This window comes from Streptomyces sp. NPDC019531 (assembly GCF_044903305.1).
Classification (GTDB): Bacteria; Actinomycetota; Actinomycetes; order Streptomycetales; family Streptomycetaceae; genus Streptomyces.
Window position 1 is genome coordinate 44,060 of the sequence record NZ_JBJDQL010000019.1, and the last position, 13,879, is coordinate 57,938.

Below are 13,879 nucleotides of genomic sequence, written 5' to 3' on the forward strand. Positions count from 1 at the left end.
CATGCCACAGATCACCGTCGACCACTCACGTTTCGTCTCGTTCGACCGGGAGGCCTTCGCGCGGGGCCTGCACACCGCTCTCGTCGAGATCGCGGCCGCCAAGCCGGAGGCCTGCAAGACGCAGTTCCGGGCAAGCGAGGTCACCGCGTTCGGGTACGAGGACCCGGGCGAGCACGGACACACCGTCGTGCACGTCACGATGGGTCTGCTCGCCGGGCGCACCGAGGAGACGAAGGCGAAGCTGACCGAGGCGGTCCTGGAACTGCTGCGCGAGCACATCGAGGACGACGGGGGCGCCGTTCTGCACGCCTCGGCGGAGGTCCGGGACCTCGACGCCTCGTACCGCAAGTTCGAGCGCTAGGACTTTCAGGACGCCAGGGCGATCAGCCGGGTGGCGAGGTCGGTGAACGGGCCGTCGTTCGGCTCGTCCTTGAGCAGGGTGCGCAGGAGCGCGGTCATCTCCTCGTCGAAAGCCGCGCTCACGGCGGCCAGCGCCGCGAAGTCGTGCACCAGCTTCACCTCCAGCTCGGCGCGCGGGACACGCCGGCCGTCCAGCCAGAGCAGGGCCGTGGACTCGACGAGCGAGATCCAGGAGCGGACGACCATCTCCAGTCGCGCGGGCGGGTTCTCCACCCGCAGATGCGACAGGATCTGCTCGTAGGCGACCTGTCGTACGGAGTCGACGAGCGCGTTCGTCGCCGAGACGTGGCTCATGGAGTGGGCTCCGCCCACGGAGACCGCCGGCCCGCCGCGCATCAACGCCGAGAAACCCGGCCCGTGTTGGTCCACGAAGTCGAAGAACCGGCGCATCACCCGCAGCAGCCGCCCGCCCAGCGAGCCCTCGTGCGGCTCCTCGAACCGGCTCGCCAGATCCTGCGCCGCCCGCTTCAACGCGGCCTCGTACAGGCTGAGTTTGCCGGGGAAGTAGTGGTAGACCAGCGGTCGCGAGATACCGGCAGCGGACGCTATCTCGTCGATGGAGACCTCGTCGGGCGAGCGGCGGGCGAACAGTTCGAGGGCGACGCCGATCAGTTGCTGACGCCGTTCCTCGACTCCCATTCTTCGGCGGACCCCGGTAGTCATGCGAACACCTTACCGATCGAATCCGGCCCGGAACGGTCCGGTCCGGCCAGGGGTGTTCACACATCCGGCACGAGTCGGCCACTTCGCACTACCGAAGCCCGCTCACGACCTGCCCGTCCTCCAGAGTGCCCTTCAGACCGGTCTGAGCGCCTTGCTTCGCCTTCACCGCCAGCAGATTCCCCCGCGCGGAACCGCGGACGTCACCCGTCGCGCTGATCGACGACGTCCCCCGGCTGCCCGCCGCCAGCAGGTACCAGGACCCGCCCGCCGACTTCCACAGCACCCCGGCCAGCACCTGCGGGTCCTTCGCCCCGCACGACGGCACGTTCTCGGCCTTCGCCGCGACCGCGCCGTATGTCCCGCCCGGCGTGTGGAACTGGGCCAGCACCCGCTCGCCGCCGCCCTGCCAGGTCTCGGCCCGGGTGCACACCCAGTCCGCCGTCCCGCTCGCGTCCGGCAGCGGCTGCGCCGCATAGGCCCAGGCGTTCACCCCCCGCACCCCCGAGGCACGCATCGCACCGAGCGAGCAGGCGTACGGCGCCCAGGCGCGCAGCCCCTGCGCCCCGGACGCGTCCTTCACTGACCCGGGGCGGCCGGTGGTGAGGCGGGCCGGGACCAGTTCACCGAGGTCGGTCAGCAGCCGGGTGCCGGAGGCGTCCGTCAACTGGAGCACGTTCCACGAGGTGCAGGCGCCACTCTGCGCGGGGCCGGCCATCGGCGCGGTGGTGCCGTCGGTCAGGGCGAGGGCCATGGCGCCGGAACCCGGCTTCATCAGGTCCCGCTCGGCGGCCTTCGTCACCCAAGGCGCCGTCAGATAGCGGATGTTGCCGTCGGAGCGGCCCAGGACGACCGCGCTCGCCTCGGCCCGGTCCGCGCCGTCGACCCGGGCGAAGTCGAGCGCGGCACCCTTGGTGCTGTCCCTCGGCTCGGCGTAGCGGACGATGCGCAGACCGTCGTAGAGGATCACCACGCGCGCACTGTCGACGGTCCCGGCATACAGGAGCTGCGGTGGGCCGGACGGGCCGCCCGACGGGGTGCCGGGGGTGGCGGAGACCTGGACGGTCTCGCCGGGCCGGGCCCAGACGGCGAGGGCGCGGCGCAGCAGGGCGCTGTCGCCGGTGAGGTCGCCGCGCGCCGGCCACACGGAGAAGTCGGTGCGGGCCGAGGACTCCCACGCGACGGCCGGGACCTTGAGCAACAGGGACGGGTCCAGGGCGGCCTGGGCGGCCGGGTTCTGCGCGTACGAGGGAGCGGCGGCGCCGTCCGGGCCCCAGCCGTCACCGGGCATCCCGAGCAGCGCCCCGCACACCGCGACGGCCGCGGCGGCGGCGAGCGCGGCCTTCATGTGCTGCCTGCGCCGCATCAGGTCGGTGGGCCGGGCCTGTAGCGAACAGGGGTCGAACTCGGGGGAGTCGAGGAGGGGGTACTGGGCCGTCGCGGAGTCGGCCTCGTCGAGAGCCGCGTCCACGTCGTCCACGGCGGCCGCGGTCAGCACCTGGCGTACGTCGCCGTCGGGGAGCTTCTCCAGGCCGCGCAGGACGTAGGCGGCGCGGGCAGGTCCTGAAAGGGCCGAGAGGGCCTGGTCCAGGGCGAGTTCGTCGGCGCCGCCGGAGCGGGGGAAGAGGCGCAGGCCCCACACCTGGGGAAGCAGCGGCGGGAGCTGGGAGCGCTTGGGCCACGCCTTGCGCTTGAGCGGCAGGCCCGCCTCCAGTGCCGTACGCACCACCTGGAGACGGACGAAGGCGTAGCCGGGGTCACCCTCGCGGCCGCTCGCCTGGGCCGGGATCACGGGAGTCGCGGCGCGGCCCCGGGGCAGGGCGCGCTGGGTGAGAGCGTGCGCGGTCAGGACCCGCCGGTTGCGGCCCAGGCCCGGCGGCAGCACCAGATAGGCGAGCCGGACCAGCCGGGGGTAGTGCTCGACGAGAGCTGCCTCGGCCTGCTCGACGTTCACGACGGGGTCGGTGGCGGAGCCTGAGGCGGGTGCGGGGCGCGGGGCGACATCCTGTGACTGCACGTTCAGCAGAACGAGCGAATCGTCGGTTGGTCACCGCCGCGGTCGCGCCCCCGCGGGGCGGTGCGGGAGGGTGAGGTGCCCCGCTCCGGTGACCGATGCGATGCGGAGTGCCCCAGGGAGCCCGCGTGACCTGCGGGGCGATGCAGTCCACGGCTCTACGGCACCTCGCGGGACGTGATCATCGCCGCTCGGGCGCGTCAGTCCGCCTGGGCGACCAGGGCGCGCGCGTAGTTCGCCATCGACCGCTGATAGCGCGGCAGATGAGGAGCGAGCGCGCCCAGGACCAGCGACAGCCCCTCGCGGTCCCGGCCGAGACTGGACAGGCACAGCGCCAGAGTGGCCCGTACTGCGTCGTCCAACTCGTCGGAGGGACCGTTGAGTTCGGGGGTGAGCAGCTTGACGCCCTCCTCCGCCTGTCCTGTGTTCCGGAGCGAACTGGACAGCTGGATCTTGGCGCGGCGGCCCCTGTAGCCGTTCTGCTCGCTGAGCCCCTTCGCGAGCGCCTCCCGGTACAGCGGAACCGCCTTGTCCGAGTGTCCCGTCGAGTCCCAGGCGCAGGCCCGCTCGAAGAGGCCGAGCGGACTGCCGTCGGGCAGCTCGGCCGCGAGCGCGTCGATCACGGCCCGGAAATCTGCCGCCCGCTCCTGCGGATGGTCGTCCAGAGTCGCCCAGGCGGCGAGCACCCGCTGTTCCCAGTCCTCGTTCACCGGCACACTTTCGCACAGCCGTACCCGTGGCGACACCAGGATTTGAGCGTCCCGCGCCGCACAGCCGTATGGGAGGAGACGGGCCCCCGCCGGGACCCGAAGGAATGGACCGTGACCGGAGGAACAGATGAGGACTACCCGACCGATGCTCGCGCTGACCGGCGCGGCCGCGGTGCTGGCGCTGGCGGGCTGCGGAGCCGGCGGTGACGCGAAGGCCACCGCAGCGGTGCCGTCGACGGCCACCGGCAGTCTGGAACACCTGGCCGCCGAGGTGAAGTGCACGCCCAACATCCAGATCGACGCCGACGAGCTGCGCCAGGCCCTGTGCAAGAAGGCCGCCGACGCTGACGACAAGTTCGTCCTCGCCACGTTCTCCACCGACCGCGGCCAGCGGGAGTGGATCAACACCGCGAAAGACTACGGCGGTTACTACCTCGTCGGCCGCAAGTGGGTCGCCGTCGGCCACCAGGACGTGGTCAAGACGCTGCGCGCCACCCTCGGTGGGGATCTCGAAGTGGGCACGAACCACTCCGCGCACACCGGTCACTGACCTTCCGGACAGAAGAAAGCCGGCGGTGGGAGATCCCACCGCCGGCTTACTCAGTTCTGGGTCACTGGCACTTCTTGCCTGAGTTGATGCAGTTGACCACCTTGTTCATCAGTTTGTTGCTCATGACGTTGATGAAGTCGTCGTGGTCGGTGATGGGCTTGTGCAACTGCTCCGGGAAGCCATCCACCGCGTACGGGTTCTGGACCTGACCGTTGGCGATGGTCGGAGCCTGGATGTTGTACACGAGACGCATCTGGAGCTGCGGGATCGCCTTGAAACCGTTGGCACAGCTGCCGTCCTGCTGGACGAACGCCACGTGGTCACGGTGGTTGGCGCTGTCGATGTTCTGGCCGTCCCAGCAGCTCTGGAAGTTGAACGTCCGCACCACCTGGCTGCCCTGCGGGCAGATCACGTACTTGTCCGTCACCTGCCGGTCCTCGAAGCCGGTGCAGCTCCACGAGGTGTTGGCGTTCGCGGTGCCGTTGGTGAAGGCCTTGGCGTCACCGGTGATGATGCGCAGCAGCTTCGGCATCGCGACGACGTTGCTCGTCCGGTTGCCGACGAACTTGATCTCCGCCTGGCTCGCCTTCAGGATCTTGCCGACGTTGCCCTCGGCGCCACCGCCCAGGTCGCCCGCGTCGAACTCCTGCGTGCCGTCCTGGAGACGCAGCACCGGCCAGTAGTAGGTGGACTTGTCACCCTGGTTCTGGCAGCTCGTGCCGGCGTTCTGCAGGTCCTGGTCGCTGGCGAAGGCGTCGTTGCCCTGGTTGCCGACGTAGTCGTGCGTGTGGTGCGCGCCGTTGTCGACACCCGGGGCGACGATCAGGTTGTCGGAGTTGAACAGGTTGTTCTCGTTGACGCCGCACTTGGTGGTGAAGGAGCCCTTGGAGCCGGAGTTCCCGTTGGCGGCCAGTCCGGTCTGCAACCCGCGGGAGTTGGGCTGGACGTCGTTGATGTTGACGAAGTCGTCGGCCACCGGTCCCGCGGCGCCGTTGCCGTTGTCGCCGGCGTTCTGGTCCCCGCCCTGGTCCTGGCCGTCACCCTGGTTCTGACCGTCGTTGTTCTGGTCGTCGCCCTGGTTCTGGTCGCCCTGGTCCTGGCCGTTGTTGTTCTGGCCGTCGCCCTCACCGGCGTTGGTCTGCGGGTCCGCGGTCTGCGTGGTGCAGGCGGCCAGCTGGCTGAGCGAGCTGTTGAACTGCCCCCCGACCCGCTGGATGTCGATGCGGATCCGGTCGATCGTGGCCGCCCGCTTCTCCTTCAGAGGGCCGACGATGGCGTTCTGGACGAAGCCCGAGTCGCCTGCCTGAGCCTGGCGCGTCGAGGCGAGCCTGGCGTAGGCCTCGGTGATCTGCTTGTCGAGGTTCGCCAGCTCCGTGGCCACGCCCTGCCGCGCCGAATTCGGCACGTTCGTCAGCTTCTGGCCGACGTCAGGGCAGGAGATGGTCGCCACCTGCGCGGCCGCGTTGGCGGCCTTGGTCTGGTTCTGTGACGAGTTGTTGGACTCGTGCGCCGAAGCGTAGAAGTTCGCCCAGATCAGCCCGCCCCCACCGAGCGCTATGGCCGCCGACGCGGCTATGGCCTTGGTGGCCATCGACGAGCGGCGTTTACGTGTATTGCGTCCCATGGAACTCCTCTGACTTCCTTTTTCGGGGCATCGAGGCGCCCGACAGGAGTGAAGCGGCTCCCTCCCTTACGGATGTGGTCCCACGGGTGTTCAGTCGCCCCACAAACAAATCAGAGGTTTGCCGGGCCGCGGTCCATCAACAGGCCCTTGAACAGCAGGAGTTACAGAAAATGAGGGGCCGCTCACCGGCCGCGGTCGAGAAATGCGAGCACCGCCAGAACGCGGCGATTGTCGTCGTCCGACACCTCAAGCTCCAGTTTGGCGAAGATGTTGGCGGTGTGTTTGGCGATCGCCCGTTCCGTGACGACGAGCTTGCCGGCGATCGCCGCGTTCGTCCGCCCCTGCGCCATCAGTTCCAGTACCTCCCGCTCCCGGGGCGTGAGGCGGGCGAGCGGCTGGTCGTCGGCCGCCCGCCTGGTCAGCAGCTGCTGGATCACCTGCGGGTCCATCGCCGTACCGCCCGCCGCGACCCGTCGTACGGCGTCCACGAACTGCTCCGCGTCGAACACCCGGTCCTTGAGCAGATAGCCCACCCCGCCGCTCCCGTCGGCCAGCAACTCGCGCGCGTACAGCTGTTCCACGTGCTGGGAGAGCACCAGCACCGGCAGGCCGGGTCTGTCACGCCGGGCGTTCAGCGCGCACTGCAGCCCCTCGTCGGTGTGGGTCGGCGGCAGGCGCACGTCGACCACGGCGACGTCCGGTTCCAGCTCGGCCAGCGCGCGGGCCAGCTCGGGGCCGCTCTCGACGGCCGCGGCGATCTCGAAGTCGTGTGCTTCGAGGAGCCGGACCAGGCCGTCGCGCAGCAGGAAGAGGTCTTCGGCCAGGACTACGCGCAAGGGATCTCCATGGTGACCATGGTGGGACCGCCCACGGGTGAGCGGACGGTCAGGACGCCGTCGAATGTACCCAGCCGCCGCCCCGCTCCGGCCAGTCCCGAACCGGCCGCGATCACCGCGCCGCCCCGGCCGTTGTCGGTGACGGTGATGCGCATGCACCCCCCCGCCGCGCTCACACAGTGAATCGCGCCACAGCACCACCAGGTAACACGGGGTTCACATTCGAGCAATGACCGGGAAATGGCCTGTTGACAGGCTCGCGGGCATCGAGAAGCGGCGTTTCAGTGCCGCAGCGCCGCAGCACCCGCAAGTGCGCCTAGACACACCCCGAAGGAAGTGGCCCGTGACCTTCAAGGCTGAGTACATCTGGATCGACGGCACCCAGCCGACGGCGAAGCTCCGTTCCAAGACCAAGATCCTCGCGGACGACGCCAAGGGCGCCGAGCTGGGCATCTGGGGCTTCGACGGGTCCTCCACGAACCAGGCTGAGGGCCACTCCTCGGACCGTGTCCTCAAGCCGGTCTTCTCCTGCCCGGATCCGATCCGCGGCGGCGACGACATCCTCGTCCTGTGCGAGGTCCTCAACATCGACATGACGCCGCACGAGTCCAACACCCGTGCCGCGCTGACCGAGGTCGCCGAGAAGTTCGCCGCCCAGGAGCCGATCTTCGGCATCGAGCAGGAGTACACGTTCTTCAAGGACGGCTACCCCCTCGGCTTCCCCAAGGGCGGCTTCCCGGCCCCGCAGGGCGGCTACTACTGCGGTGTCGGCGCGGACGAGATCTTCGGCCGTGACATCGTCGAGGCCCACCTGGAGAACTGCCTCAAGGCCGGTCTCGCGATCTCCGGCATCAACGCCGAGGTCATGCCCGGCCAGTGGGAGTTCCAGGTCGGCCCGGTCTCCCCGCTGGAGGTCTCCGACCACCTGTGGGTGGCCCGCTGGCTGCTCTACCGCACCGCCGAGGACTTCGGTGTCGCCGCGACCCTGGACCCGAAGCCGGTCAAGGGCGACTGGAACGGCGCCGGTGCGCACACCAACTTCTCCACCAAGGCGATGCGCGAGGGCTACGACGCGATCATCACCGCGTGCGAGTCGCTCGGTGAGGGCTCCAAGCCGCTCGACCACGTCAAGCACTACGGCGCCGGCATCGACGACCGTCTGACCGGTCTGCACGAGACCGCCCCGTGGAACGAGTACTCCTACGGTGTCTCCAACCGTGGCGCCTCGGTCCGTATCCCGTGGCAGGTCGAGAAGGACGGCAAGGGCTACATCGAGGACCGCCGTCCGAACGCCAACGTCGACCCGTACCTGGTGACGCGCCTGATCGTCGACACCTGCTGCTCCGCGCTGGAGAAGGCCGGCCAGGTCTGATCCCGGCTGCTTCTCCGAGGGGCGTCCACCGGTTTCGGTGGACGCCCCTCGGCGTCCCCTCCGGAGGCGGGCCATGTCATTTTCATGCCAAGGAGGCGTCCAAGCAGTGAGAGGAGGCTCCTGTTGCGGGCCGGTGTCTGCTTCAATGAGCTCATGGCCAGCTTCCAGAAGTACACCGCGACGGGTCGCCATGACCTTGAGCCCTTCTGGCCCTCCCGTCAGCACCACGACTTCGACCGGGTGTGTTGCCGCGCGATGAACGCGCCGGCCCTCTAAAGCCGTACACCCCGGCCTTCGGCCAGCGCGCAGTCGACGTACGTCTCCGACGACCTTCTCGCGCGAAAGAGCTGACCTCTCATGGCGACCACACGTTCTCTCTCCACCGCCACGCTCAACACCCCCGCCCCGGCCGGTTCACGGCAGCACCTGCGTGCCGTCGACCGGAACGAGGTGATCGACGTGGCGGAGTTCCTGCCGCCGGGGGCCACCTGGCTGCCCGCTCCGCAGCACACCCTGCCCACCCTGCCGGGCCGACCGCCGATGATCGGCTACCTGGTGCTCGTCCCGGCCGACCAGCAGCACCTCTTCCTGGCGGAACCGCCGGAGCCGGGGGAGGCCGACACCGAGGCGCCCCTTGTCCGCATCGACACCGTGCAGCGCACCGCAGAGCTGAACGGCGAGGAACTCGACCTCACCTACCTGGAGTTCGAGCTGCTCGCCCATCTCGTCCAGCACCCGCACCGGGTGCACACCCGCGACCAGTTGGTCACCACGGTCTGGGGCTACGGCCACGTGGGCGACGGCCGTACCGTCGACGTCCACATCGCCCGGCTGCGCCGCAAGCTGGGCGCGGACTTCCGGGGCGCGATCCAGACCGTGCGGCGGGTCGGCTACAAGTACACCCCGCCGACCGCCGGCTGATCCTCTGCCGCGGGCGGATCCGGGTTCCCTCGCGCGGCACCGGCGGGCACAGTCACCGGCAGACTTCTTCTGCTGGGTGGCACCAGCGGCTCGGTACGGATCCGGTGGGCGGGCGCCGTGCAGAGGAAACCTCGCGGGCCCGCCTCCCGCACCGGACGCACTCCGCACCCTGAAAACGCCGGTCCTGCCGCTCGTGGCCGCGAGCAGCAGGACCTGTGACACACACATACGAGGTGACGGCCCGCGCCTCCCGAACAGGTCCGCCGACCTCGGCGAGTTCCTATGCGAAGGACGCGAACAGCCTCACCCCACCTTCTCGATCACGGCCCGGCGGATCAGGAACTTGCCGGGCTCCCGTACCTGTTCGAAGGCCGCGTTGTTCAGCAGGGCACAGCTGCCGGAGACCGAAGTGACCTCCACCGTCGTGGACTTGTTGTTGTCCAGGTTGGTGACCTTCAGTTTCGTACCGGCCGGGAACTGGTTGCTGGACGCGGCGGGCGCGCCGGCCTCGCCGGACAAGGTGACGGTCGAGCCGTTGCACACCTGCTGTCCTGAGGCGGCGTTCCCGGCGGAGGGGGCCTGTGCAGCGGGGGCCTGAGCAGCGGGCGCCGACGCGGAGGCGGTCTGCGAAGGCTGCTGCTGTGCGGCCTGGGAGCCCTGAGCCGACTCCCCGACCACACAATTGGACGCCTTCTGCTGCACCTTGATCTGCGCGATCACCGCTTCCCGGTTGGCGATCCGGGCCGCCGACTGTGCGTCGGGACTGGTCTGTTGGCCCTCGATGAACCGCTGGTTGTTGCCGAGTGCGGTGGCGAGTCCCTGGCAGACCGTCGACTCCGCGGCCGTCTGCGGACCCTGTGCGGCGTTCGAGGTGCTGGCCATCAGGAAGGCCCCACCGCCCGCCACCGCCGCCGCGCTCACCAGCAGCGCGATCTTCTTCTTCGTACCGAGAGTTCTCCTGCGCGACATCCGCGTCTCCTGAGAGGTAGGGGAGCGTACGCCGCTATGTACGGGATGCCGAACGTGGCTGCTCAGTGGTTACAGGAGTCAAGTAACGTAACCTGCGTCACACTCGACTACTTCCTGGAGAGGGCGTCCCGTACGGCGTCGTCGGTGCGGGCGACCACGGCCGAACCGTCGTCCGCCGTGATGATGGGCCGCTGGATCAGCTTGGGGTGTTCGGCGAGTGCCGTGATCCACCGGTCACGCGAACTGTGGTCCCGCGCCCACTCCTTGAGGCCGAGCTCCTTGGCGACGGCCTCCTGGGTCCGGGTGATGTCCCACGGTTCGAGGCCGAGCCGGTCGAGCACCGCACGGATCTCGTCCTCGCTCGGAACGTCCTCCAGATAGCGGCGGACGGTGTACTCGGCACCCTCCGCATCGAGCACACTGACCGCGCTGCGGCACTTCGAACAGGCCGGGTTGATCCAGATCTCCATGCCACCCACGGTACGCGAAAACCCGTCCTCCACCTGCGTCACAGCACCCCCGAAAGCCCTTGTGGCCAGGGGCTTTTGTCAGTGGCGGGCGGTAGAATAAAACCAGTGTTCGAGGGCGTCGCCGGGACCCCGGCCCCGCCCTTACCGCGACAGGAGGATGCCTGTGCCCGCTGCCGCACTGAAGCAGAAGCCGTTGCCGACCCAGTCCACCGCGAAGCACCCCGTGCTGCTCGACCTTCCGTACGCCCCTGTGGAGAAGCGCCCGTTGCCGCCGGGCCGTCCCCGCGATTGGTACGTCACCCACAACCGCCGCCTCAAGGCGATGCGGCTCGCGATAGCCCTGCTCGACTCGGGCGTCTTCGTGCCGAACCAGGCCCGCAACGAGACGATCCGGGACACGGCGGAGATGATCGGCGTCCATCCGCCGTCGGACACCACGTGCCATATGGTGCGGGCGCTGATGCGCTACTCGCGGTGAGCCCGGGCGCCGGGTGCCCTCTCGGTCATGGGGGCGCCCGGCGTTCCGGTCAGCCCTCGGAGCCGGCCAACTCCTTCTCCAGCGGGTTCCGGAAGCGAGGGGTGACCCGGGTCGGCCCGAGCCACCCGTGCAACCTGGCCGCCTCCGCCTCGATGGCAGCCTTCTCCTCGCGCCCCATCCCCTCCGTGTCCAGCAGCCGCCAGACGATCTCCCCGTCGGGCCGCTGGCCCCAGCCGCCCACCACCCGCCCGTTCCACCACACCGTCGGCCCCACGTTGCCGCTGCCGTCGAACATCGCGGGCCGCAGTGCCGGCGCCAGATACCAGTCCCGCTGCTGCCAGCCCATCGCCGTCGGATCCAGTGCGGGCAGCAGGGCGGCCCATGGCTCGGCGGGGCCCGCGACCGGGCCCACGTCGCCGTCGACGACGTAGGCGAGCCCCTCGTCGACGGACACCGGTACCGCGCGGATCGTCGTGAGCGCGCGGCGGACGTCGGTCACCTTCCAGCCCGTCCACCACTTCAGATCGGCCTCGGTTGCGGGACCGCAGGCGGTGAGCCAGCGCCGCAGCAACTCGGCCTGCGCCTCGGCCACGTCGAGTTCGGGATGCGGCGGTGCCACCGCCCAGCGGAACTGCGAGGAGGTCCAGGAGCCGAGCGGGCGGCCGCGGACCACCTTGCCCTCCACACCGAGCACCTTCAACAGCCGGGTCGAGACACTGTGGACGCCCTCGTAGCCCTTCCCGGCCGCGTACACGAACCGCTCCCGCAGCCGCGGCTCGTCCTTGGCGAGTTCGGACGCCGTCGCCTGCCCCCGTCGGCCGAGCGCGGCCAGCGTCGACTCCTCGACCTCCTTCAGCCAGGTCGCGTCCGGGGCACCGGCCGTCGCCATGTCCTTGAGGAGCTTGGCCCGTTCGCGGGCGGCGACGGTGATGCCGGTCGAAGCGTGCACGACGGCGGTGAGCTCGGTGGGAAACGCGAACACCGTGTGCCGCATGCCGTGCATCCGCACCAGGGTCCGGTCCTCGTACAGCGCCCGCTCCGTCTCGGCGACAGTCCCCGAGGAGTCCGAGAGCCGCGCACCGACCGCCAGATACACGGTCGCCGGATCCGACCCGTGCAACGCGACGAGCGCCCCGGCCACCTCCTCGGGACTCCCCGCACGAGCCGTCCCGGCCAACTGCTGCCGCAGGGCCAGCCGCCCCCGCCGCTCACCCACCCCGATGTACCGCACCCCGTCACTCATGGGTCCCATCCTGGCCCACGGCACTGACAACGCGCCCTGAAGGGGCGCGGGGAACGGCGCGACCAGCCCCCACTTGCCCGCAGCCGCCCGACGACCAGACCAGGCACCCCCTTCAGCGAAGCGCAAGTCACCCGATCGCCGTACCCGGCATGCGCACCCCTTACCGCGGCCCTTCACTGCGATCAGGAGGTGACGGACACACCGGGGACCAGGAGGCGGGTCATGACACAGAACACCCCCGGTACCCCCGCCGCCCGAGCCGACCGCGGTCGCACGGCCCGCAAACGAGCCCCCCGCTCCGCCCACGCCACCTGGATCCCCTCCGTCGACCGCCCCGACCCCGTCGCCGTACTGGAACGCCAGGGCCGCGACCGTCTCCCGGAGCTGCTGCCGATCCGCTACGGCAGGATGTCGGCCTCCCCCCTCGCCTTCCTGCGCGGTGCGGCCGCCGTGATGGCCGCCGATCTCGCCGCCCAGCCGCACACCGGCCTCACCGTGCAGCTCTGCGGCGACGCCCACCTGCTCAACTTCGGCCTGTACGCCTCCCCGGAACGCACCCTTCTCTTCGACCTCAACGACTTCGACGAGACCTTCCCCGGCCCCTTCGAGTGGGACGTCAAACGGCTCGCCGCGAGCATCGCCGTGGCCGCCCGGGAGAACGGCCACAGCGAGGCCAAGGCCCATCGGGCGGCCCGGGAGGCGGTCACCGAGTACCGCACCGCGATGCGCCGCCTGGCCCGCATGGGCGAGCTGGAGGTCTGGTACGAGAGCGTCCACGCCGACAGCCTGCTGCCCCTCGTGCGCTCCGCCCGTCACCACAGGCGCGTCGAGTCCAGCCTCACCCGGGCCCGCCGCCGCACCAGCCTCCAGGCCCTCGGCAAGCTGACGGAGGTCGTGGACGGCCGCCGCCGCATCATCCACGACCCGCCGCTCCTCGAACCCGCCGGCGCCCCGGACATGGCCAGCCTGCGCAAGATCTTCAGCGACTACCGCTCCACGCTCTCCGAGGAACGCCGGCTGCTCCTGGACCGCTACCGCTTCGTCGACGCGGCCCGCAAGGTAGTCGGCGTCGGCAGTGTCGGCATGCGCTGCTTCATCGTGCTGCTGGCCGGGAGGGACGCCGACGACCCGCTGTTCCTGCAGATCAAGGAGGCGCGGACGTCCGTACTGGAGGAACACCTGCCGCATGGTCCTTACGTCCATCCCGGCCGCCGTGTGGTGGCGGGCCAGCGCCTCCTCCAGTCCGCGAGCGACATCTTCCTGGGCTGGATGAGCGGGCCGCAGGGACGCGCCTTCTACTGGCGCCAACTGCGCGACATGAAAGGCTCCGCGGACGTCGTCGGCATGCCCCCGGCCGACCTCAGGGTTTACGCCCGCCTCTGTGGCACCACCCTGGCCCGTGCCCACGCCCGCGGCGGCGACCGTATCGCCATCGCCGCGTATCTGGGCACTGCCGACACCTTCGACCAGGCCGTGGCCGACTTCGCCCTCACGTACACGACCCAGACCACGACCGACCACGCGACTCTGTCGGCGGCCATCGCGGCGGGGGTCGTCAGGGCGGCGCCGGGGGAGTAGGAGGGTGCAGGGGGAGTTGGAGGGCGCGCCCAGG

Annotated in this window: 15 protein-coding genes and 1 pseudogene; 7 read left to right on the forward strand and 9 right to left on the reverse strand. The window is 70.1% G+C overall.

Going from position 1 to position 13,879, the window contains the following annotated elements; translation table 11 throughout:
• Position 1: 1 nt before the first annotated feature.
• Positions 2 to 361 (forward strand): 5-carboxymethyl-2-hydroxymuconate Delta-isomerase, encoded by a 360-nt coding sequence (locus ACI2L1_RS22340; protein WP_404741090.1) that lies wholly within the window; start codon positions 2 to 4, stop codon positions 359 to 361.
• Positions 362 to 366: 5 nt separating this feature from the next.
• On the opposite strand, the gene ACI2L1_RS22345 is transcribed toward ACI2L1_RS22340, so the two are convergent.
• The 3 genes from ACI2L1_RS22345 to ACI2L1_RS22355 form a co-directional block, all read right to left on the reverse strand.
• On the reverse strand, positions 367 to 1,083 hold the full coding sequence (locus tag ACI2L1_RS22345) for a TetR/AcrR family transcriptional regulator (protein ID WP_404741091.1): 717 nt from the start codon (positions 1,081 to 1,083) through the stop codon (positions 367 to 369).
• 88 nt (positions 1,084 to 1,171) lie between these two features.
• Entirely contained in the window at positions 1,172 to 3,097 is a 1,926-nt protein-coding gene (locus ACI2L1_RS22350) for a hypothetical protein (RefSeq protein ID WP_404741092.1), read from the reverse strand.
• A 197-nt stretch (positions 3,098 to 3,294) separates the two neighbouring features.
• Positions 3,295 to 3,804: a tetratricopeptide repeat protein gene (locus tag ACI2L1_RS22355; protein WP_404741093.1), complete on the reverse strand. Its 510-nt coding sequence runs from the start codon at positions 3,802 to 3,804 to the stop codon at positions 3,295 to 3,297.
• Positions 3,805 to 3,931: 127 nt separating this feature from the next.
• Between ACI2L1_RS22355 and ACI2L1_RS22360 the strand changes: the two genes are divergently transcribed.
• A complete protein-coding gene (locus ACI2L1_RS22360; protein ID WP_404741094.1) occupies positions 3,932 to 4,354 on the forward strand; it encodes a hypothetical protein in 423 nt (140 codons plus the stop codon).
• A 61-nt stretch (positions 4,355 to 4,415) separates the two neighbouring features.
• Here ACI2L1_RS22360 and ACI2L1_RS22365 read toward each other — a convergent pair whose 3' ends face one another.
• The 3 genes and pseudogenes from ACI2L1_RS22365 to ACI2L1_RS22375 form a co-directional block, all read right to left on the reverse strand.
• A complete protein-coding gene (locus tag ACI2L1_RS22365) occupies positions 4,416 to 5,978 on the reverse strand; it encodes a DUF1996 domain-containing protein (protein ID WP_404741095.1) in 1,563 nt (520 codons plus the stop codon).
• Between the two features lie 182 nt (positions 5,979 to 6,160).
• Complete coding sequence (locus ACI2L1_RS22370; protein WP_404741096.1) at positions 6,161 to 6,814, reverse strand: LuxR C-terminal-related transcriptional regulator; 654 nt, start codon at positions 6,812 to 6,814, stop codon at positions 6,161 to 6,163.
• Positions 6,805 to 6,975 (reverse strand): annotated as a pseudogene (locus ACI2L1_RS22375) (sensor histidine kinase); the annotation flags it as partial. The gene ACI2L1_RS22370 and the pseudogene ACI2L1_RS22375, both read right to left, overlap by 10 nt.
• A gap of 182 nt (positions 6,976 to 7,157) precedes the next feature.
• On the opposite strand from ACI2L1_RS22375, the gene glnII reads away from it, so the two are divergent.
• The 3 genes from glnII to ACI2L1_RS22390 all read left to right on the forward strand — a co-directional run bounded on the left by glnII (position 7,158) and on the right by ACI2L1_RS22390 (position 9,107).
• Positions 7,158 to 8,186 carry a glutamine synthetase gene (gene glnII / locus ACI2L1_RS22380; RefSeq protein WP_404741097.1) on the forward strand — a complete coding sequence of 343 codons (1,029 nt, stop codon included), beginning with the start codon at positions 7,158 to 7,160 and terminating at the stop codon, positions 8,184 to 8,186.
• Positions 8,187 to 8,339: 153 nt separating this feature from the next.
• Positions 8,340 to 8,462 (forward strand): hypothetical protein, encoded by a 123-nt coding sequence (locus tag ACI2L1_RS22385; protein ID WP_106981153.1) that lies wholly within the window; start codon positions 8,340 to 8,342, stop codon positions 8,460 to 8,462.
• A gap of 81 nt (positions 8,463 to 8,543) precedes the next feature.
• Complete coding sequence (locus tag ACI2L1_RS22390; protein WP_404741098.1) at positions 8,544 to 9,107, forward strand: winged helix-turn-helix domain-containing protein; 564 nt, start codon at positions 8,544 to 8,546, stop codon at positions 9,105 to 9,107.
• A 303-nt stretch (positions 9,108 to 9,410) separates the two neighbouring features.
• Here ACI2L1_RS22390 and ACI2L1_RS22395 read toward each other — a convergent pair whose 3' ends face one another.
• A complete protein-coding gene (locus tag ACI2L1_RS22395; RefSeq protein WP_404741099.1) occupies positions 9,411 to 10,076 on the reverse strand; it encodes a hypothetical protein in 666 nt (221 codons plus the stop codon).
• Between the two features lie 107 nt (positions 10,077 to 10,183).
• Positions 10,184 to 10,546, reverse strand: a complete 363-nt coding sequence (locus tag ACI2L1_RS22400; protein ID WP_404741100.1) for an arsenate reductase family protein — start codon at positions 10,544 to 10,546, stop codon at positions 10,184 to 10,186.
• Between the two features lie 163 nt (positions 10,547 to 10,709).
• Between ACI2L1_RS22400 and ACI2L1_RS22405 the strand changes: the two genes are divergently transcribed.
• Positions 10,710 to 11,024 carry a hypothetical protein gene (locus tag ACI2L1_RS22405; RefSeq protein ID WP_404741101.1) on the forward strand — a complete coding sequence of 105 codons (315 nt, stop codon included), beginning with the start codon at positions 10,710 to 10,712 and terminating at the stop codon, positions 11,022 to 11,024.
• 49 nt (positions 11,025 to 11,073) lie between these two features.
• Here the strand turns inward: ACI2L1_RS22405 and ACI2L1_RS22410 are convergent, their stop codons facing one another.
• On the reverse strand, positions 11,074 to 12,267 hold the full coding sequence (locus ACI2L1_RS22410; RefSeq protein WP_404741102.1) for a winged helix DNA-binding domain-containing protein: 1,194 nt from the start codon (positions 12,265 to 12,267) through the stop codon (positions 11,074 to 11,076).
• Positions 12,268 to 12,489: 222 nt separating this feature from the next.
• On the opposite strand from ACI2L1_RS22410, the gene ACI2L1_RS22415 reads away from it, so the two are divergent.
• Positions 12,490 to 13,845: a DUF2252 domain-containing protein gene (locus ACI2L1_RS22415; protein WP_404741103.1), complete on the forward strand. Its 1,356-nt coding sequence runs from the start codon at positions 12,490 to 12,492 to the stop codon at positions 13,843 to 13,845.
• Positions 13,846 to 13,879: the final 34 nt, after the last annotated feature.